The organism is Streptomyces sp. NBC_00986 (genome assembly GCF_045162565.1).
Taxonomy (GTDB): domain Bacteria; phylum Actinomycetota; class Actinomycetes; order Streptomycetales; family Streptomycetaceae; genus Streptomyces.
In genome coordinates this window covers 1,595,965-1,614,491 of sequence record NZ_CP108733.1, presented here as the reverse complement: position 1 = coordinate 1,614,491, position 18,527 = coordinate 1,595,965, and the positions used below count along the sequence as shown (strand labels likewise).

At 69.8% G+C, this 18,527-nt stretch carries 16 protein-coding genes; 11 read left to right on the top strand and 5 right to left on the bottom strand.

What is annotated here, in order from left to right:
* Positions 1 to 63: 63 nt before the first annotated feature.
* Positions 64 to 1,224 (bottom strand): L-rhamnose isomerase, encoded by a 1,161-nt coding sequence (gene rhaI / locus OG504_RS07180; RefSeq protein ID WP_405988971.1) that lies wholly within the window; start codon positions 1,222 to 1,224, stop codon positions 64 to 66.
* A 262-nt stretch (positions 1,225 to 1,486) separates the two neighbouring features.
* On the opposite strand from rhaI, the gene OG504_RS07175 reads away from it, so the two are divergent.
* The 9 genes from OG504_RS07175 to OG504_RS07135 all read left to right on the top strand — a co-directional run bounded on the left by OG504_RS07175 (position 1,487) and on the right by OG504_RS07135 (position 11,207).
* Positions 1,487 to 3,004: a sugar ABC transporter ATP-binding protein gene (locus OG504_RS07175; protein ID WP_405988970.1), complete on the top strand. Its 1,518-nt coding sequence runs from the start codon at positions 1,487 to 1,489 to the stop codon at positions 3,002 to 3,004.
* Complete coding sequence (locus tag OG504_RS07170; protein ID WP_033278947.1) at positions 3,001 to 4,041, top strand: ABC transporter permease; 1,041 nt, start codon at positions 3,001 to 3,003, stop codon at positions 4,039 to 4,041. The genes OG504_RS07175 and OG504_RS07170 overlap by 4 nt, the downstream gene beginning before the upstream one ends.
* Positions 4,034 to 5,011 carry an ABC transporter permease gene (locus OG504_RS07165; protein ID WP_405988969.1) on the top strand — a complete coding sequence of 326 codons (978 nt, stop codon included), beginning with the start codon at positions 4,034 to 4,036 and terminating at the stop codon, positions 5,009 to 5,011. The genes OG504_RS07170 and OG504_RS07165 overlap by 8 nt, the downstream gene beginning before the upstream one ends.
* 98 nt (positions 5,012 to 5,109) lie before the next feature.
* Complete coding sequence (gene rhaS, locus OG504_RS07160) at positions 5,110 to 6,192, top strand: rhamnose ABC transporter substrate-binding protein (RefSeq protein ID WP_033278945.1); 1,083 nt, start codon at positions 5,110 to 5,112, stop codon at positions 6,190 to 6,192.
* A 17-nt stretch (positions 6,193 to 6,209) separates the two neighbouring features.
* A complete protein-coding gene (locus tag OG504_RS07155) occupies positions 6,210 to 6,530 on the top strand; it encodes an L-rhamnose mutarotase (RefSeq protein WP_405988968.1) in 321 nt (106 codons plus the stop codon).
* Between the two features lie 19 nt (positions 6,531 to 6,549).
* Positions 6,550 to 7,962 carry a BNR repeat-containing protein gene (locus OG504_RS07150; protein WP_405988967.1) on the top strand — a complete coding sequence of 471 codons (1,413 nt, stop codon included), beginning with the start codon at positions 6,550 to 6,552 and terminating at the stop codon, positions 7,960 to 7,962.
* 88 nt (positions 7,963 to 8,050) lie between these two features.
* The gene (locus tag OG504_RS07145) at positions 8,051 to 9,076 is read left to right on the top strand and encodes a LacI family DNA-binding transcriptional regulator (RefSeq protein WP_033278942.1); all 1,026 of its coding nucleotides are present in this window, start codon (positions 8,051 to 8,053) and stop codon (positions 9,074 to 9,076) included.
* A 111-nt stretch (positions 9,077 to 9,187) separates the two neighbouring features.
* Positions 9,188 to 10,492, top strand: a complete 1,305-nt coding sequence (locus OG504_RS07140; protein ID WP_405988966.1) for an alpha/beta fold hydrolase — start codon at positions 9,188 to 9,190, stop codon at positions 10,490 to 10,492.
* A gap of 88 nt (positions 10,493 to 10,580) precedes the next feature.
* Positions 10,581 to 11,207 carry an FxLYD domain-containing protein gene (locus OG504_RS07135; RefSeq protein WP_405988965.1) on the top strand — a complete coding sequence of 209 codons (627 nt, stop codon included), beginning with the start codon at positions 10,581 to 10,583 and terminating at the stop codon, positions 11,205 to 11,207.
* A gap of 24 nt (positions 11,208 to 11,231) precedes the next feature.
* Here the strand turns inward: OG504_RS07135 and OG504_RS07130 are convergent, their stop codons facing one another.
* The gene (locus OG504_RS07130; protein WP_405988964.1) at positions 11,232 to 13,397 is read right to left on the bottom strand and encodes a PI-PLC domain-containing protein; all 2,166 of its coding nucleotides are present in this window, start codon (positions 13,395 to 13,397) and stop codon (positions 11,232 to 11,234) included.
* A 106-nt stretch (positions 13,398 to 13,503) separates the two neighbouring features.
* On the opposite strand from OG504_RS07130, the gene sigJ reads away from it, so the two are divergent.
* A complete protein-coding gene (gene sigJ, locus OG504_RS07125) occupies positions 13,504 to 14,409 on the top strand; it encodes an RNA polymerase sigma factor SigJ (protein WP_405988963.1) in 906 nt (301 codons plus the stop codon).
* Here the strand turns inward: sigJ and OG504_RS07120 are convergent.
* Both OG504_RS07120 and OG504_RS07115 read right to left on the bottom strand, forming a co-directional pair.
* Complete coding sequence (locus OG504_RS07120) at positions 14,339 to 15,544, bottom strand: serine hydrolase domain-containing protein (RefSeq protein WP_405988962.1); 1,206 nt, start codon at positions 15,542 to 15,544, stop codon at positions 14,339 to 14,341. The genes sigJ and OG504_RS07120 overlap by 71 nt on opposite strands.
* Positions 15,544 to 16,131 (bottom strand): TetR/AcrR family transcriptional regulator, encoded by a 588-nt coding sequence (locus OG504_RS07115; protein ID WP_405988961.1) that lies wholly within the window; start codon positions 16,129 to 16,131, stop codon positions 15,544 to 15,546. Before OG504_RS07115 ends, OG504_RS07120 begins: the two co-directional genes overlap by 1 nt.
* Before the next feature lie 69 nt (positions 16,132 to 16,200).
* Between OG504_RS07115 and OG504_RS07110 the strand changes: the two genes are divergently transcribed.
* A complete protein-coding gene (locus OG504_RS07110; protein WP_405988960.1) occupies positions 16,201 to 17,031 on the top strand; it encodes a pentapeptide repeat-containing protein in 831 nt (276 codons plus the stop codon).
* Here OG504_RS07110 and OG504_RS07105 read toward each other — a convergent pair.
* The gene (locus OG504_RS07105; RefSeq protein WP_405988959.1) at positions 16,993 to 18,525 is read right to left on the bottom strand and encodes a cytochrome P450; all 1,533 of its coding nucleotides are present in this window, start codon (positions 18,523 to 18,525) and stop codon (positions 16,993 to 16,995) included. The genes OG504_RS07110 and OG504_RS07105 overlap by 39 nt on opposite strands.
* Between the last annotated feature and the right edge of the window lie 2 nt (positions 18,526 to 18,527).

The following is an 18,527-nucleotide window of genomic DNA, read 5'->3' as shown; positions in this document are numbered from 1 at the left end:
GGGGAACTGCGCGACCAGCCACATACGGTCCGCACCCCGCAAACAACAGATCCAGGCAGCCGCTCACGCCCCCCAACCGGCCTGCTGCCCTCCAACTCGCTCAGCAACAATCCGCTCCTGCCACCTACTGCCCCGATACGCCGCAATGGGGTCAGGGGCGAGCCCCTGTTCCTCCCGCAACTCCCGCAACAACGGCCGCACGTCAGTGTTGTACGCGTCCATCACCACGGCATTCGCCTCCAGCACATCCCCCGCCCCCTGCGCCGCGGCCAACGCCACCCGGTCCACCAGCAACGCCTTCGCCGTCGCTTCCTGCACATTCATCACCGACCGAATGATCGCCGGAATCTTCGCCTCGATGTTGTGACACTGATCCAGCATGAAGGCGACATCCGCAGTGAACCCCCCACCCCGAATGACCTCATACATGATCCGGAACAACTGAAAGGGATCAGCCGCCCCCACCATCAGGTCATCGTCCGCATAGAACCGCGAGTTGAAGTCGAACGCCCCGAGCTTCCCCTCCCGCAACAACGTCGCGACGATGAACTCGATATTGGTGCCAGGCGCATGATGCCCGGTGTCAACCACAACCTGAGCCTTGGGCCCGAGCTTCAGGCAATGCGCGTACGCGGTACCCCAGTCCGGCACATCGGTCGCATAGAACGCCGGCTCGAAGAACTTGTACTCCAGCAACATCCGCTGCCCGTCCCCAAGCCGCTCGTACACCGCCGCGAGCGCCTCACCCAACCGGTCCTGCCGAGCAGAAAGATCATCCTGACCCGGATAATTCGTCCCGTCGGCGAACCACAGCTTCAGATCGGCGGAGCCCGTCGCATCCATGATGTCGACACACTCCAGCAGATGATCCAGCGCCTTGCGCCGCACCGCCGCGTCGGGATGACACACACTCCCGAGCCGGTAGTCGTCGTCCTGGAACGTGTTCGAGTTGATCGCCCCGAGCTTCAGCCCGTGGTCCTCCGCGAACTTCCCCAGCGCCCCGAAGTCGTCGACCCGGTCCCACGGGATGTGCAGGGCGACCGTAGGAGCCACGCCAGTGAACTCGTGGACCTTCGCCGCGTCCTCCAGCTTCTCCTGCGGAGTCCGCGGAACGCCCTCCTGGGCGAAGACCTTGAACCGGGTCCCCGAGTTCCCGTACGCCCACGACGGCGTCTCGACTGCCTGGGTCTGGAGAGCGGCCTTCACCGCGGCGAGATCGGTCACTTGAGGGCTCCTGTGACGTGCGACGGAACGGCGTATGTATGAAACGATTCAGAGAGCGAAGTTATGAGCCTCCCGAAGGGGTGTCAAGCCCTACGGCGAACCCTGTGGCCCGTGACTTCAATGTGACCTTTGGCTATCGAAAGTTTTTCGACGCGGACCCATTGACGTGACAAGGCTGGCGCGCCTAACGTCCCGGCAACCAAGTTGAAACCTTTCACGACGCTGTGAGGGCCTACCCGCCGGCGTCGTCGAGGAGCCCCTCATGACCCACCCGTCAGAAGCGGGTCCGGCCCCGGTGCTCGCGCTCAAGGGCATCTCCAAGTCCTTCGGCGCGGTGCGCGCCCTGCGGGACGTGTCCCTCGAACTGTTCCCCGGTGAGGTGCACGCACTCGCCGGTGAGAACGGCGCGGGCAAGTCCACTCTCATCAAGACCCTCGCCGGTGTGCACCGGCCCGACGCCGGCCAGGTGCTGCTCGACGGCGCGCCCGTCCTCTTCCACGGCCCCGGTGACGCCCGCGACGCGGGTATCGCCGTGATCTACCAGGAACCGACCCTCTTCCCCGACCTGTCGATCGCCGAGAACATCTTCATGGGCCGCCAGCCCCGCCGCGCGCTGGGCCGTATCGACCACAAGGCCACCTATGCGGCGACCGCCGCCCTGATGAAGCGGCTCGGCGTCGAGCTCGACCCCGACCGCCCGGCGCGCGGACTGTCCATCGCCGACCAGCAGATCGTGGAGATCGCCAAGGCGCTCTCCTTCGACGCCCGCGTCCTCATCATGGACGAGCCGACGGCCGCCCTCACCGGCAGCGAGGTCGCCCGCCTCTTCGGCGTCGTCCGCACCCTGCGCGAACAGGGCGCCGCCGTCCTGTTCATCTCGCACCGCCTGGAGGAGATCTTCCAGATCTGCCAACGCGTCACCACCCTGCGCGACGGGGCGCTGATCTCCAGCGAGCCGATCGAGGGGATGACCGAGGACGATCTCGTACGACGCATGGTCGGCCGCGACCTGGACGAGCTGTACCCCAAGCAGGACGTCGAACCCGGTGAAGTCGCCCTGAGCGTCAAGCGGTTGACCCGCGAGGGCGTCTTCACCGATGTCTCCTTCGACGTACGGCGCGGAGAGATCGTCGGCCTCGCCGGGCTTGTCGGCGCCGGCCGCACCGAAGTCGCGCGGGCCGTCTTCGGCATCGACCGGTGGGACGCCGGCGGGGTCGAGGTCGACGGCAGGTCGCTGACGAACGGCGCCCCGTCGACCGCGATGGCCGCGGGCCTCGCCCTGGTCCCCGAGGACCGGCGGGCCCAGGGCCTGGTGATGGACATGTCCATCGAGCGGAACATCGGCCTGACCGGCCTCCGTACGACGGTGAAGGCGGGCCTGGTCGACCGCGGCGCCGAGCGCAGCCGTTCCCTCGACTGGGCGGTGAAACTGCACGTCAAGTACGCGCGGATCGCCGACACCGTCAACACCCTCTCCGGCGGCAACCAGCAGAAGGTCGTCCTCGCCAAGTGGCTGGCCACCGGCCCCAAGGTGCTGATCGTCGACGAGCCGACCCGTGGCATCGATGTCGGCACCAAGGCCGAAGTGCACCGGCTGCTCAGCGAGTTGGCCGCCGAAGGGGTCGCCGTCCTGATGATCTCCTCCGATCTGCCCGAGATCCTCGGTATGGCCGACCGCGTGCTGGTGATGCACGAGGGCCGCCTCACCGCCGAGATCCCCCGCTCCGAAGCCACCGAGGAAACCGTGATGGCCGCAGCCACCGGGAGGGCCGCCGCATGACGGTTACGGCTCCCAATCCCGCGCCCGCCGCCGAAGTGCCCGAGTCGAGCAGTACGCGGCTCGTCGACCGGGTCTTCAAGATGCGTGAACTCGCCATCCTGGTCGTCTTCCTGGTGATGATCGGCATCACCCAGGCGGGCAACAGTCAGTTCCTGTCCGAGCAGGGCATCAAGGACCTGCTCCTCAACGCGACCATCCTGGTGCTGGTCGCCACCGGGCAGTCGCTGGTCGTCATCACCCGCAACGTCGACCTGTCCGTCGGCTCCACGCTCGGCATCACCGCCTTCGCCACCGGTGACTACCTCCAGGGCGGTGGCAACGCTGTCATCGCGATCCTGCTGGCGGTCCTGCTCGGTGTCGGACTCGGCCTGGTCAACGGGCTGTTGGTCAGTCTGGGGCAGGTGCCCGCGCTGGTCGTCACCCTCGGCACGCTCTACATCATCCGGGGCGTCGACTCCATCTGGGTCGGCTCACGGCAGATCACCGCCGCCGATCTCCCGGGCGGGTTCGTGGACTTCGGCTCCGGCGGACTGTCGGCCGTGCCCTGGCTGGCGATGATCGCGCTCGCCGTGCTGGTCGCCACCGCCTACTACCTCAAACACTTCGGCAGCGGACGGGAGTTGTACGCGCTCGGCTCCAACCCCGAGGCCGCCCGGCTCGCCGGCATCCCCGTCCGTAAGCGGACCCTCGCCGCGTACACCTTCTGCGGCGGGCTCGCCGGACTCGCCGGCGCGATGTACCTCGCCCGCTTCGGCAACGTCGACTCCGGCACCGGCACCGGGTACGAACTCACCGTTGTCAGCGCGGTGGTTGTCGGCGGGGTGGTCTTCACCGGCGGCTCCGGCAGCGTCTACGGCGCGGCCCTCGGCGCACTTCTGCTGACCTCGATCAACAGTGTGCTGCCCGCCCTCGGCGTCAGTTCCGTCTGGGTGCTGGCCATCAACGGCATCCTGCTCATCCTCGCCATCGCCGTCGACCGGATCGTCGCCCTGCGTGTGGCCACCGCACTGAAGAAGAGGAACGCCCGCCATGCCTGACTCGTTGACGCGCGCGATCCGCTGGGACACGGTCGTCGGCGCCCTGCTGATCGTCCTGCTGCTGTTCTCCTTCTCCTTCGTGGACGGCTTCGGCAACGCGCTGAACCTGTCGTTCCTGATCGGCAACACCCTTCCCATCGCGCTGATCGCCCTTCCGATGACCCTGCTGGTCGTCGCCGGCGAGATCGACCTGTCGGTCGCCTCCACGGCCGGCCTGTCGGGCGCGGTGATGGGCAAGCTGTGGAACGACGGCATGACCATCGAGACGATCATCCCGATCTGCCTGCTGCTGGGTGTGGTCTGCGGACTGATCAACGGGCTTCTCGTCACCCGGCTGGGGCTGCCGTCCCTCGCCGTCACGATCGGCACGCTCGCCGCGTATCGGGGGATCGCGCAGATCGTGCTCGGGTCCGACGCCGTGACCGATTTCCCCACGCAGTACCTGGACTTCGCGTCCGGGCGGCTCGGGGGCACGTTCCTGCCGCGGGCTTTCCTGCCCTTCCTCGTGTTGCTCGCGATCGCTGTGGTCGTGTTGCATGCGACGCCGTTCGGGCGGTCGTTGTTCGCGATCGGGGCGAACGTGGAAGCGGCGCGGTTCGCCGGTATTCGGGTGCGGCGGCAGAAGCTGATCCTGTTCACGGTGACCGGGTTGATGGCTTCTCTCACCGGGGTGTTCTGGGCGCTGCACTACGCCAGTGCTCGGTATGACAACGCGACCGGGCTCGAACTGTCTGTCGTGGCCGCGGTGTTGCTCGGCGGGATCGACTTCGACGGTGGGAAGGGGACGTTGGGAGGTGCGGTCGCTGGTGTCTTTCTGCTCGGGGCGCTGCAGAACGTGATGAGTCTGGTGAACGTTTCCGCGCAGTCTCAGATCGTTGTCACCGGTGTTCTGCTGGTGGTCTCTGTACTTGGGCCTCGGGTCGCACGCCAGATTGCCATCGCGAGGGCTGCTGCGCGCGCCGTCGGATAGGTCGTTCGAAAGCTGCCGGTCGGCTGTGGCTGGTCGCGCAGTTCCCCGCGCCCCTTCAGGGCGTCTCACTCATCCCTCGTATCTAAGGAACCCCTGCCATGCGCAAAACATCCCTTCGCCGTGCACTTGCGGCCCTCGTCGCCGTCACTTCGCTCACCCTCGTCGCCACCGCTTGCGGTGGCACCACCAAGAAGGACGTGAAGGACGAGAACACCGGGTCGGCCGTCACCGGTGGCAAGGCCGATCCGAATGCCGCGCTCAAGAAGGGGCTCACCGTCGCCTTCCTGCCGAAGGCGGTCAACAACCCGTACTTCACCACCTCCGACAAGGGCGGCGAGAAGGCGCTCACCGAACTGGGCGAGAAGTACAAGGAAGTTGGCACGACCAGCGCCACCGACACCTCTGGTCAGGTCTCCTACGTCAACACGCTCACCCAGCAGCAGGTGAACGCGATCGCCGTGTCCGCGCAGGACCCGGGCGCCCTGTGCACCGCGCTCAAGCAGGCCATGAGCAACAAGATCAAGGTCGTCACCTACGACTCCGACACCAACCCGGAGTGCCGCAACGCCTTCGTCTCACAGGCCAGCGCCGAGGACCTCGGCCGTACCGAGGTGCAGTTGCTCGCCCAGCAGATCGGCTACAAGGGCGAGATCGCGATCCTGTCGGCCGCGCAGACCGCGACGAACCAGAACACCTGGATCGGCTTCATGCGGGAGGAGCTGAAGGACCCGAAGTACAAGAACATCAAGCTGGTCAAGGTCGCCTACGGCAACGACGACGCCCAGCAGTCCTTCCAGCAGACCCAGGGCCTCCTCCAGGAGCACCCGAACCTGAAGGGGATCATCTCCCCGACCACCGTCGGCATCAAGGCCGCCGCCCAGTACCTGTCCGGCTCCAAGTACAAGGGCAAGGTCAAGCTGACCGGCCTCGGCACCCCCAACGACCTGCGCAAGTACGTCAAGAACGGCACCGTCGACGGCTTCGAGCTGTGGGACCCGGCGAAGCTCGGCGCCCTCGCCGCGCAGACGGCAGTGGCGCTGGTGTCGGGGCAGATCACCGGCAAGGAGGGCGAGACCTTCAAGGCCGGCGGGACGTCGTACACCATCGGCAAGGACGGCGTGATCAACCTCGGTAAGCCGACCGTGTTCGACGCGAAGAACATCGACCAGTTCAACTTCTAGTAGATACAGGGGTGTTGATGCAGCGCGTGTGCTTCCTGCTGAAGGTCCGGGCGGACCGCCTCGACGAGTACCGCGAGCGGCACGCCGCCGTGTGGCCCGAGATGCGCGACGCGCTCTCGGCCACCGGCTGGCACAACTACTCGCTCTTCCTGCGTGAAGACGGCCTGCTGGTCGGCTACTTGGAGACCGAGGACTTCGCCGCCGCCCGGGCCGGCATGGAAGCCACCGACATCAACTCCCGCTGGCAGGCGGAGATGGCGCCGTTCTTCGAGTCCCTGGACGGCGCCCGTCCCGACGAGGCGATGAAGCCCCTCACCGAGGTCTTCCACCTCGCGTGATCCCCCACAGGAGCCGCTCATGAGAAGACGCGCCGTGCTCACGACCGCCATACTTGCGGCCGTGGCAACGCCGGGCATCGCACGGGCGGCCGACCCCGGCCCGTCCGTCACCAAGAAGAGCACCACCCAACTCGACGCCCAGGCGGTCTACTTCGTCTCGTACGACGGCCTGGTCAACAACAACTCGTTCCAGAAGAACGGCCTGTTGACCTACAAGGGCTATCAGTACGCGGCCTGGTACACCGCCACCAAGCACGCCGTCGTCGCCCGCCGCGTCCTGGGCGCGACCACCTGGTCCACGGTCACCCTCTCCCACACCCTCAAGAGCGACGACTCGCACAACGTCGTCTCCATGGGCGTCTCCCGTGTCGACGGCCGTCTCCACCTCAACCTGGACTCCCACAGCGACGGCTTCTTCTACGTCAAGTCGGTCGCCGGTCTCCTCGACAACCCGGCGTCCACCGCCTGGACTTCGGCCGTCCTCGGCGCCGTACAGACAACGCTGGACGGCGTGGCACTCACCACCCAGTTCACCTACCCCCAGTTCATCGCCACCCCCGAGGGCAAGCTGCAGCTGAGCTACCGCGTCGGGATCTCCGGCAACGGGCGCAACGCCCTTGCGGAGTACGACGGTTCGAAGTGGACCGCGCTGGGGGAGTGGAGCGCCTCGACCGGCACCTACACCAGCACGCACGGCTCCAGCACCGCCCGCAACATGTACCTGCACGGCATCGACTACGACGTCAACGGCCGCCTGCACTCCTTCTTCACCTGGCGCGAGCAGTCCGCCGCCGTGATGTGCAACAGCGGCGGCATCACCAACCACGACACCGGCTACGTCTACTCGACCGACCGGGGCCGCACTTGGCGCAACGACGCGGGAACTGCCGTAGGAACAACGGGCAGTTCGAACACCGTGGCCGTCACGGACGCAGGACTGGTCGTCGACCCGCTCGACCCCGACCACTCCCTGATGAACCAGGAGAGCCAGTCCACCGACTCCACCGGCCTCCCGCACACGATCATCAGCTACGTCCCCGGCCGCTTCGGCCAGTGCACCACCAACTACGTCACCGACCGCACCGCCAACGGCCGCGCCTTCCACGTCCGCAAGAACGCGTCGGGCAGCTGGCAGAAGACCGAGATCCCCGTCGCCCTCAACTCCAGCCAGCGCACCAAGCTGGTCCTGGACAAGTACGACAACGCCTATGCCGTGCTGCCCTACGGCCGTATCGCGGGCGCCTCGAAGGCCTCGGGCTACACGGACTGGGCGCTGCTGTACGACGGGAGCGGTCTGAACGCGTTCGGCGAGGTCGTCGTCGACGAGCCGCGGGTGCGGGCGGACAACGTGCTGTCTTTCATGTATCAGGAGAAGTCGAGCGGTACGACCCCCTCGGCACTCCACGTCGTCGACTTCGCCCTGCCCGCGTGAGCGGCACCGCCGCAGGAGTCGGCACAGGTCATGGCGGTAATGTGAAGACCTGCCCGCCGTCCCACGTCACCCTGGAGGTCTCCGCCTGATGGCCCAGCCGGTGGGTATCAAGGACGTCGCCCGCGCCGCCGGAGTCTCCGTCGGCACGGTCTCGAACGTCATCAACCGCCCGGACACCGTCGCCACGGAGACCCGGGCCCGGGTGCTGTCCGCGATCGACCGCCTCGGTTACGTCCGCAGCGAGTCCGCGCGCCAGCTGCGCGCCGGGCGCAGCCGGATCATGGGGCTGCTCGTGCTCGACATGGGCAACCCGTTCTTCGTGGACGTGGCCCGCGGCGCCGAGCGGGCCGCGCGCGAGTCGGGGCTCGGTGTGATGGTCTGCAACAGCGCGCAGAGCCCCGTCGAGGAGGCCGACTACCTCTCGCTCTTCGCCGAACAGCGGGTGCGGGGCGTGCTGTTGACCCCGGCCGACGCGACCGGACGCAACATCGAGTCGTTCCGGCGGCACGGCATTCCCTTCGTGCTCGTCGACCGGGTCGCCGAGGGCACCACCGAGTGCTCGGTCTCCGTCGACGACGTCGCCGGCGGCGCGCTCGCGGTGCGGCACCTGGTCGACGCGGGGCACCGCTCCATCGCGTACGTCAGCGGCCCGCCCGGCTTCAACCAGGTACGGGACCGCCGTACGGGCGCGAAGAACGCGCTCGCCGAGGCCGGTCTCGACCCCGACGCGCTGCGCGAGCTGCCCACCGACCGGCTCGACGTGGCCGCAGGACGCGACGCCGGAGCACGGCTGCTCGGCCTCGCCGACCGGCCCACGGCCGTCTTCTGCGCCAACGACCTCCTCGCCCTCGGCGTGCTCCAGGCCATGTACGCGGCCGGGGTCGGTGTCCCCGACGACCTCGCGATCGTCGGCTACGACGACATCGAGTTCGCGGCGGCCGCGGCCGTACCGCTCACGTCGGTCCGCCAACCCGCCGTCACCATGGGCGCGTTGGCCGCCGAGCTGCTCCTGGAGGAGACGGAGGCGGAGACCGCGGCGCGTCCGCACGAGCACCGGCGGGTCGTGCTCCAGCCGGAACTGGTGGTGCGCCGCTCCAGCCTCGCCGCCCGCTGATCGGTCGGTCAGTAGCGATCGACAGGATTTCATGATCCAGGGGGTCGGATATCGGACGCTCATGTGCTGAGATGTGACGCGGCCCGTAAATCGTCCGTCCCAGGAGACCCGTTGTCCGTCAGCTACCGCCAGCCCGGCGTCGTCCTCACCGACCGCCACTTCACCGTGCCCCTCGATCACGAGGAGCCCACGGGCGAGACCATCGAGCTCTACGCCCGTGAGGTCGTCGCGAGCGACAAGGCGCACCGCGAGGACCTGCCGTGGCTGGTCTACCTCCAGGGTGGACCCGGTTTCGGGGCGAATCGTTTCGTCGGTAGACAGGCCTGGCTCGACCGCGCACTCGACGACTACCGCGTGCTCCTCCTGGACCAGCGCGGCACCGGGCACTCCACCCCGCTCACCCGCCAGACGCTCCCGCTGCGCGGCGGCCCCGCCGAGCAGGCCGAGCACCTCACGCACTTCCGCGCCGACTCGATCGTCCGGGACTGCGAGACGATCCGCCCGGCCCTCACCGGCGGCGCCCCCTGGACCGTCCTCGGCCAGAGCTTCGGCGGCTTCTGCGCGGTGAACTACCTGTCCACCGCCCCCGAAGGCCTGCGCGCCGCCGTCCTCACCGGCGGTCTGCCGTCCCTCGACGCGCACGCCGACGACGTCTACCGCGCTGCCTACCCGCGTATCGAACGCAAGGTCGCCGCCCACTACGACCGCTACCCGCAGGACGTGGAACGCGCCCGCCGCATCGCCGAGCACCTGATGCGGCACGAGCCGGTCCTCCCCAACGGCTACCGCCTCACCGCCGAGGCCTTCCAGTCCCTCGGCATCATGCTCGGCGGCAGCGACGGCAGCCACCGCCTCCACTTCCTCCTGGAGAACGCCTTCGTCCGCACCCCGAGCGGCCACGAACTCTCCGACGCGTTCCAGGAAGAGGTCCAGAACTCCCTCTCCTATGCCGGCCACCCCCTCTACGCCCTCGTCCACGAGTCGGTCTACGGCCAGGACAGCCGCCCCACCGCCTGGTCGGCGGAGCGGGTCCGCGCCGAGTTCCCGCAGTTCGACGCGGCGAAGACCCTCGCGGGCGACAGCCCCCTCCTCTTCACCGGTGAGTCCATCCACCCCTGGATGTTCGACTGCGACCCCGCCCTGCGCCCGCTCCGCGAGACCGCCGAACTCCTCGCCGCCCACACCGACTGGCAGCCCCTCTACGACCCCGCACGCCTCGCCGTCAACGAGGTCCCGGTCGCCGCGGCCGTGTACCACGACGACATGTACGTCGACGCGACCCACTCCCTGCAGACCGCCCGCGCGATCCGCGGCCTGCGCACCTGGGTCACCGACGAGTTCGAGCACGACGGGGTGCGGGCGGGCGGGCCACGGGTCCTGGACCGGCTGCTCGCTCTGACGCGGGACGAGGTGTAGGGCAGGGGCTTTGCGGCTGGTCGCGGGCTCCACCGGGTGGCCGTCGAGGACATGCAGTGTCGAAATGTCCGGCATAAGGTTCATTTCGATGAATACCAAGCCACTGAACAGCAAGTCGCTCCGCCGGGCCCGCCCGGCCGCCCTGGTCCTCGCCGTCGTAGCGGCGAGCACGGTCGCGCTGGTGTCGTGCGGCGACGACAACGACAGCGGTAGCGGCAGCTCACAGGCCTCGACCCCGGACACGGCCTCCTTCTCGGGCATGACACCGTCGGCCCTGAAGTCGGCCGCGTCCTCGGCGGTCGCGTCCGCCCGCGCCCGGGCCTCCGCCGCGGCGTCCTCCGCATCGGCCGCCGCGTCCTCCTTCGAGGCCTCCGTGTCCTCCGAGGTGGCCCGCGCGAGCAAGGACGCCCAGAACGAGCTCAAGGACGTCAAGGGCCAGGGCAACGCGATGTCGGACGTCGCCATGACCGGCAAACCGCGCGCCCAGACCAGCGGCCTGCTCGCCGTCGTCGTCACCATCACCAACAAGACCGACAAGAAGGCGTCCTACGCCGTCCAGGTCGACTTCCTCGACTCCTCGGGGAAGGTGGTGGAGACCCGCTACGTCGGCGCCGAGAACCTCGCCCCCGGCGCCAAGGCCCAGCCGGTCGCCATCAGTGCCAAGCCGCCGGAGCCGGTACTGACCCCCAAGTTGGCCAAGGCGCAACGCTATTGAGCGAGCTGTCGGGCAACGGGCTCTTCAGCGCTCGGAGTTGAGCGTGTCCACGGCTCCACCCGCGTCGCCGATCGTCGTGTAGTCGACGGCGACGAAGTTCACCGGCCGACCGCGTTCCCGCTCGCAGCGGTGGACGCGGTCGAGCACGTACTGGCGGGAGTTGACCTTCCCCGCGTCCAGTCGGCTGCCGCCGTCGATGGTGATGAAGTGGTTGAGCAGGAAGAGACGTTTGCCGGTGCCGCCGCGATACGGTACGCAGCTCATCGCGTCCGGCGTGCGGAACGCGAACGGTGTCTCCATCCCGTAGTCGTAGAAGTTTCGGTACCAGGGCGCCGGGCCGTCGGCCCGCTCGGCGAAGACGATGAGCCGGCGCCCGCTGTCGATCAGCTCACCCAGCGTCGGCCACGGCTTCGCGGGATCGGCGTCCGGGGTGTGCACGAGATCGCTCAACCCGGCCTGCGCGAAGGCCTGTTGCGTGTCCTCGCCGCTGATCGCGTCCTGCACGATCAGCGTGACGACCTCGGTCGGATGGGCACGCATCCAGTCACCGATCTCGCGCAGCACGGGCACCAGGGCGAGAGCGCCGGCCCGGCACACGGAGTGGCACAGCCACAGGCCTTCGCGCGGCGGGTTGAACCTGTCCACGGCCGCGGCGATGAACTTCCGCTGTTCCGGGGTGAAGTCGGACCCGGCGAGCCGCTGGGCGATCTCGTCCGGCCGCTCCCAGTGGTAGGTGTCGATCTGCAGGGCACGCACCCCGTCCTCCAACTGGGCGGAGACACCCGGGTCTTGAAGCGGGCCGATGAACCGGTCGACGGTCGTGGACATCGCGTTGTGCGAGGTGAGGTAGGCGACCTCGTCGTAGGACCGGTCGCACAGTGCCGCGCTGCCCTCACAGGTACGGGACGCGGCGGGCGTGACGGCGTACGGCACGAGCAGGATGCCGGCGACGGCGGCGCCGCCTGTGGCGAGCGCCAGCCAGCGGATGCGGGGCGGTGAGGGGACGTGCGGCCTGACCTGAAGGGCCCAGCCGACGCCGGTCAGGAGGGCGCCGGCCAGTACGGGGACGAGGGCGGTCGTGAGGGCGGTGGTCGTGAGCCGGTCCAGGGCGGTGCGCTGCACGTCGTCGACCAGCCGGGCCAGGCTCGGCGGCCAGGAACCCGGCGGGTCGATCACCCGCCCACCGCTGACCAGCCGGAACAGGACGGCGAGCAGCCCGGCCAGTACCCCACCGGCGGCGAGCGACCAGCCCAGGGGCAGCAGACGGCGGCCCGGAGGCGCGGAGCCCCCGGCGACCCACAGCACCAGCAGGGCCACGGCGAGGAGCGCTGCGGCGAGTGTCTCCGCCAGGCCGAGTCCGACGGCGGTGTAGGCGTGAGCGCGGTGGAGGGGTGCCAGGTCGTTGCCGGACGCGGCGAGGGTGTCCGTGAGGTTCCAGGTGCCGCCGTCGACGGTCGCGCGGAGCCGGGCGGCGGCCGTACGGGTGCGGTCCGTCACGACGGCGGGGGCGACGGTCGCGAGCGCGGTGGCGACATCGCCGTCCCGCAGCGCCGTCTCGACGGCAGGGCGCAGGGCATCCCGTTCGGCGGCGGGCAGACCGCTCACCAGCGTCCCGGCGGCCTGGTCCGCCTGCGCCTCGGTCAGCGGCAGGGCGGGCAGCCCGGCGGGCACGTGCCCCGCGACCACGGCACCCAGGGCGGCGGACAGGTCGGTCGAGAAGCGCTGGAAATCGGGCTCGGGCCGGTCCTGGACCGAGGCGACGAGATCGCCGAAGTAGATCTGGGCCAGGTCGTTCAGGTTGGCCAGCACCGGCCGCAGGTCGACCGTGAGGTCCAGCGCGTCGCGCTTGCCGCCCAGATAGCCCACCACGGCGTCGATCTGCTGCTCGGTGAGATCCCGGACCGTCTCCGGCGGCAGCACCAGCTTCAGATTGGAGGTGACCTGGGCCTCCGGAACGGGCAGCCGGGCCAGCAGCCCCCGGGTGACCGCAGCGGTCCTCGGGTCGACCAGCACCTGGTTGTAGAGGCGGTCGTAGGCCTTCTGCTCGTTCAGTGCGGACCGATAGAAACCTGGGGAGACCACGGTCGAGCGGGCCGTGGCGGTGACGGTGAGGACCGCCGTGGCGAGGACGGCGAGGATCAGGGCCGCGATGCGCGGCAGCCTGCGGGACGCGACGCCGACCGGGTCCATGACTCACATCGTCGTCCCGCCCCGCCGGCCCCGCAAACGCATGGGCGAGACGGCGGCGGACGTGTTTTGATCACCCCGGCTTTCCACGACGGGGAACGGGGACGGTATGAACGACGAGGACCTTCTGGCGGACCGCTTCGAGGAACACCGGGGCCGGCTGCGCGCGGTCGCCTACCGGATGCTCGGCTCGGTGCCGGAGGCGGAGGACGCCGTCCAGGAGACCTGGCTGAAGCTCAGCCGCGCCGACGCGGACGACATCAGGAACCTCGGCGGCTGGCTGACCACGGTCGTCGGCCGGGTCTGCCTCGACCTGCTGCGCTCCCGCGCGTCGCGCCGCGAGGACCCCATGGACGAGACCTTCGCCGAGACCTTCGTCCCCGACCCCTTGATCAGACCCCTCACGGAGCTCGACCCGGAGGAGGAAGTACTCCACGCCGACTCCGTGGGCCTCGCCCTCCTCGTCGTCCTGGAGACCCTGGAACCCGCCGAACGCCTCGCGTTCGTCCTGCACGACATGTTCGCGGTGCCCTTCGACGACATCGCCCCGATCGTGGAACGCGGCTCGGCCGCCACCCGCCAACTCGCCAGCAGAGCCCGCCGTCGAGTGCAGGACGCGAGCCCGTCGACCGACCCGGACCTCACCCGTCAGCGCGAGATCGTCGAGGCCTTCCTCGCCGCCGCCCGCGAGGGCGACTTCGACGCCCTCGTCGCCCTCCTCCACCCGGACGTGGCCCTGCGCGCCGACTCCGGAGCCCTCGTACGAGGCGCGGCCGCGTCCAAGGCGATGCGCGGCGCACAAGCGATCGCCGAGCAGGCGCTCATGTTCGCCCCGTTCGCCCGCCACGCCCAACTCGCCCTGGTCAACGGCTCGGTGGGCGTCGTCAACGCCCCCGAGGGACAGGTGCTCTCGGTCATGGGTGTCACCGTCGCCGACGGCCGGATCACCGAGATGTACATCCTGTCCGATCCGGATCGGCTCGCGCGCCTCGATGCGGGCGCCCTGGGGAAGTGAGTGCTGCCTCGTGCAACGAGGCCAGCAGGTCCAGGGGCCGCCGGTCCGGGAGCTCTGCGCGGGTCAGGTTCATCGTGTACGAGAAGCCGATCCGCTCACCGGGCCAGGCGCCGTGCCGTGAGCCTCCCGCGCCGGCATGGCCGAAGGTGTCCGGCGGCGGGCCGAACAGGCCCAGTCCGGTGCGGAGTTCGAACCCGGCGCCGTACGCCATGGGAGTGCCCCACAAGGCCGAGACGCCCCGGCGCAGTTCCCGCCGCCCGAGCCGTACGGTCGCCTCGTCGAGCACCCGGACACCGTCCAACTCCCCGCCCCGGGCGAGGCAGACGTAGAAGCGGGCCATCGAACGGGCCGTCACATATGCACCCACCGCCGGGAGTTGGGCCCGCCGGAAAGCGGCGGAGTTCCACAGGGCGGGCGCGTCGGGAGTCAGGAGGGGGTTGCGGGTCAGGACCTGCAAGGAGTCGTTCTCTTCGTCTTCGTCCTCCGGGCGCAGCACACCCGGTCCCGCGAGTGTCGTCGCGACCCGGTGGTGCTCCGTGTCCGGCAGGCCCAGCCAGATGTCCAGGCCGAGCGGGCCCGCGAACTCGTCGGCGAACAGGGCGCCCACGGTCCGCCCGTCCACCCGGCGCACCAGTTCCCCGGTCAGCCAGCCCCAGGTCAGCGCGTGGTAGATGAACGCGGCCCGCGGATCGGTCGACGGGGCCTGCGCGGCGAGGAGTCCCGCCATGTGCTCCGGGTTCAGCAACTCCTCGGCGCCGACCGGCTGTTGCACGCCGGGCAGCCGCGCCTGGTGGGACAGGATCTCGCCGACCGTGATCCGCTCCTTGCCGGCCGCGGCGAACTCCGGCCAGTAGCGGGCGGCCGGGGTGTCCAGTTCCAGCAGGCCGCGCTCGACCAGCAGCAACACGCACGCGGTCGTCAGGCCCTTGGCCCCGGAGAAGACGAGTTGGAGGGTGTCCGCGCGCCACGGGCGCCCTGTCTCGGGGTCGGTCACCCCGGCCCACAGGTCCACGACGGGTTCGTCGTCCCGGTACGCGGCGAAGGCGGCGCCCATCTCGCCGTACCGCTCGAAGTTGGCGGCGAAGACCTCCGCGACCTTCTCGAAGCCGGGCGCTGTGCGGCCCTGGACGTCCATCACGCCTCCTGCGCCGACAGCAGGGCGAGGGCCGCCAGTCTGGCGTCCTCGGCGGCTCGGCCGTCCGGGTCGTGGTGGTCGGCCACGACCGTGGCGCCCTCCAGGAGGATCAGCAACTGCCGTCCCAGGAGGGCGGGTTCGCGGGCACCGGCGCGTTCGGCGATACCGGTGAGCAGCTCTCCGTAGCGGGCCAGATGGAGGTCCGCCAGGATGCGCGCGGGCGGAGCGTGCCGTTGCGTCGCCGCGTTGACGATCGCGCAGCCCCGGAAGCCGGGTTGCCGGTACCAGCCGCCCAACACGTCGAAGAGCGCGGTCAGTTGGGCGCGCGGGTCCGGGCCCGCCGCCTCCACCGCCTCCGTCAGCCAGCGCACCACCCGGTCGCTCCGGGCCTCCAGCACTGCCTCGACCAAGCCGTCCTTCGAACCGAAGTGGCGGTACAGCGTCTCCTTGGAGGCGCCGACGGCCCGGCACAGCTCGGCCACGCCGACGCCGTCCAGTCCGCGTTCGTAGAGGATCTCCGTCGCGGAGGCGAGGAGCGTCGCGCGGGTGCGGTCGGGGTCCAGGGCCGTTCCTTTGGGTACGGGCATGGCAGAGATGGTACCGATCGGTTCGATGTGGGTCCAGGGTGTTGCCCGCGCATCAGTAGGCTGGACGTCATGGAAGATCACATAGCGGACCGGCCCGACCTCCGCGGCGACTGCGGCCGGTGCTTCGGCCTGTGCTGTGTGGCGCTGCCCTTCGCCGTCTCGGCCGACTTCGCGCTCGACAAGGCCGCCGGGACGCCGTGCCCGAACCTTCAGGGTGACCACCGTTGCGGAATCCACGCGAAGCTCCGGCCCAGCGGCTTCACCGGCTGCACGGTCTACGACTGTTTCGGCGCCGGGCAGCAGGTCTCGCAGGTCACCTTCGCCGGACAGGACTGGCGCACGGCTCCCCGGGAGCAGGCCCGGCGGATGTTCGACGTGTTTCCCGTCGTACGGCAGCTCCATGAACTGCTCTGGTACCTGACCGAGGCGCTCACCCTCCCCGCCGCCGGACCGGTCCACCCCGACCTGCGCCGGGCCCTCGCCCGTACCGAGGAACTCACGCGCGGGACCCCCGAAGAGCTCGCGGCGCTCGATGTGGGCGCGCATCGGCAAGAGGCCAACGCGCTTCTGCTCCGGACCAGTGAGCTGGTGCGGGCCGGAGTGCGTGGCAAGAAGAAGGAGCGGCGGGGCGCCGACCTCATGGGTGCCCGGCTCAGGGGCGCCGATCTGAGCCGGGCCGATCTGCGCGGTGCCTACCTCATCGCCGCCGATCTCACCGGGGCCGACCTGCGCGGTGCGGATCTGATCGGTGCCGACCTTCGGGACGCCGATCTCACGGACGCGGATCTGACGGGCGCGTTCTTCCTCACCCAGCCGCAGGTCAACGCGGCCCGGGGGAGCGCCGGGACGAAGTTGCCCGAGTCAGTCGTCCGTCCCGTGCACTGGACAGCGGGGCTCTGAGCGGCCGTTGTCGGGGATGGACACGGCTTCTGCGGCCGGGGTTGCTGCCGTGCGTCGGTCCAGGTGCAGGCGCAGGCCCTCCGGCATCAGCGTCAGGCGCTCGGTCACGCGCAGGCGGTACGCGGGGTCGGGGCGCAACTCGTAGCGGCGCAACAGCAGGCCCAGGACCAACGTCGCCTCGTGCAGGGCGAATTGGCGGCCGATGCACGCCCGCGCCCCCGTCCCGAACGGCTTGAAGGTGTGCGGGGCGCGGGAGCGTACGGCCTTGGCGTCGAAGCGGTCCGGGTCGAACTCCTCGGCGTCCGCGCCCCAGACCTCGGGGTCGCGGTGCAGCATCGGCGTGAGGATCAGCGCCCACGCGCCTCGGCGCATCGGGTGGACTCCGGTCAGTTCGGTGTCCCGGGTGGCCTCGCGGGCGTACGCGGGGGCCGTCGGCCAGAGCCGTAGCGACTCGTCGAGGACCCGGCGGACGTAGCGCAGCTTGGCGACCTGCTCGTAGCCGGGGGCCTCGGTGTCGCCCCACACCTGGTCCACCTCGGCACGCGCGCGGGCCGCGATCTCCGGGTGGCGGGCGAGGTAGTGCAGGGCGAAGGACAGAGAGCCCGAGGTCGTCTCGTGGCCGGCGACGAGGAACGTGATGACCTGGCGGCGGACGTTCTCGGGGGAGAGGCGTTCGCCGGTGTCCGGGTGGGTGGTGTCGAGCATCCGGTCGAGCAGGTCGCCGTCGCCGCCCCCGCTTTCACGGCGGCTCTGCACCATCTCGTCCACCGTGCGGTTGAGGTAGGCAATGTCCGCCTCGTTGCGGCGAGTTGCGGTGCGCAGGAGGAGCGGGGCCAGCGGGGACGGTACGGAGTTGAGGCGCTGCGCGTAGCTGAGCGTGCCCACCATCGAGGTCACGAAGGGGTGTGGGCGGCCGCGTTCGAAGGAGCCGAAGTCGTGGCCGAAGCCGGTGCGCGAGATCGTCTCGAGGGTCAGCTTGGTCATGTCGCCGGGGACGTCCACTGACCGTCCGGCCGTCAGTTCGCGGTCCCAGTGGTCGGTGAGGCGCGCGGCCACGGACAGCATCATCGGGTGGTAGCCCGCCATCGCCTCGCGGCTGAAGCCGGGAGCCAACACATCATGCGCCAACTGCCAGTTGGGCTCGTGGTTGTACGCCGTGAACAGGCCGTCCCCGGCGACCGGCCGCAGGTTGGCGACCCCCAGACCGACGTGTTTGGCGAACCGCGACTCGTCCGCCATGTCGGCGACCAGGTCCGCGCCCCACACGAACACGAACTCCTTGCCGAAGGCCTTCCGCCGGAAGATCGGGCCCAGCTGGCGGGCGAAGCGCAGCGAGTCCTGGAGGGGAGTGCGGCGGTCGGCGCCGAGGACGTCACCGAGCAGCGGGACCCGGCGCGGGGGATGCGGGATGCGGTCGAGGTGGGGCCAGCCCTGCTCGGCGTCCCGGAATCCCTTCGGCAGCGCGGGCGGCGTCGCCGTCGTCGTCTCCGCCATGA

What these genes read in the sequence shown, in the direction of transcription:
- OG504_RS07165 (WP_405988969.1), top strand. Translation starts at nt 4,034, where the DNA reads ATGCCTGACTCGTTGACGCGCGCGATCCGCTGGGACACGGTCGTCGGC.
- OG504_RS07110 (WP_405988960.1), top strand. Translation starts at nt 16,201, where the DNA reads ATGGAAGATCACATAGCGGACCGGCCCGACCTCCGCGGCGACTGCGGC.
- OG504_RS07120 (WP_405988962.1), bottom strand. Translation starts at nt 15,544, where the DNA reads ATGGACGTCCAGGGCCGCACAGCGCCCGGCTTCGAGAAGGTCGCGGAG.
- OG504_RS07145 (WP_033278942.1), top strand. Translation starts at nt 8,051, where the DNA reads ATGGCCCAGCCGGTGGGTATCAAGGACGTCGCCCGCGCCGCCGGAGTC.
- OG504_RS07175 (WP_405988970.1), top strand. Translation starts at nt 1,487, where the DNA reads ATGACCCACCCGTCAGAAGCGGGTCCGGCCCCGGTGCTCGCGCTCAAG.
- OG504_RS07135 (WP_405988965.1), top strand. Translation starts at nt 10,581, where the DNA reads ATGAATACCAAGCCACTGAACAGCAAGTCGCTCCGCCGGGCCCGCCCG.
- OG504_RS07155 (WP_405988968.1), top strand. Translation starts at nt 6,210, where the DNA reads ATGCAGCGCGTGTGCTTCCTGCTGAAGGTCCGGGCGGACCGCCTCGAC.
- OG504_RS07115 (WP_405988961.1), bottom strand. Translation starts at nt 16,131, where the DNA reads ATGCCCGTACCCAAAGGAACGGCCCTGGACCCCGACCGCACCCGCGCG.
- sigJ (WP_405988963.1), top strand. Translation starts at nt 13,504, where the DNA reads ATGAACGACGAGGACCTTCTGGCGGACCGCTTCGAGGAACACCGGGGC.
- OG504_RS07130 (WP_405988964.1), bottom strand. Translation starts at nt 13,397, where the DNA reads ATGGACCCGGTCGGCGTCGCGTCCCGCAGGCTGCCGCGCATCGCGGCC.
- rhaS (WP_033278945.1), top strand. Translation starts at nt 5,110, where the DNA reads ATGCGCAAAACATCCCTTCGCCGTGCACTTGCGGCCCTCGTCGCCGTC.
- OG504_RS07150 (WP_405988967.1), top strand. Translation starts at nt 6,550, where the DNA reads ATGAGAAGACGCGCCGTGCTCACGACCGCCATACTTGCGGCCGTGGCA.
- OG504_RS07105 (WP_405988959.1), bottom strand. Translation starts at nt 18,525, where the DNA reads ATGGCGGAGACGACGACGGCGACGCCGCCCGCGCTGCCGAAGGGATTC.
- OG504_RS07170 (WP_033278947.1), top strand. Translation starts at nt 3,001, where the DNA reads ATGACGGTTACGGCTCCCAATCCCGCGCCCGCCGCCGAAGTGCCCGAG.